1 protein-coding gene is annotated in these 275 nt (G+C 64.7%); it reads left to right on the plus strand.

Translation table 11 applies throughout. The annotated features are described in order from the left end of the window. The coding region (locus tag QWJ41_RS21215) for a hypothetical protein (RefSeq protein WP_302710484.1) at positions 1-275 on the plus strand (275 nt) is incomplete at both ends.

The raw sequence follows: 275 nt of genomic DNA on the forward strand, positions 1-275 counted from the left end.
TGGCACCGCTGGAACTACTGGCACCACTGGAACTACTGGCACCGCTGGCACCGCTGGCACCGCTGGAACTGCTGGTACCGCCGGTACTGCCGGTACTGCTGGAGCTACCACTCCTCAGCAAGGACAGACTGCCCAGCAGGGACAGCAGATTGCCCAGCAGGGACAGCAGACTGCTCAGCAGGGACAGGCTGCTCAGGGCCAGGCCGCTCAAGGACAAGTCGCCCAAGGACAAGCTGGTGCTCAGGGCCAAGCTGCTCAGGGCCAGGCTGGTGCTC

It is taken from the genome of Nocardioides cremeus (assembly GCF_030518195.1).
GTDB lineage: Bacteria > Actinomycetota > Actinomycetes > Propionibacteriales > Nocardioidaceae > Nocardioides > Nocardioides cremeus.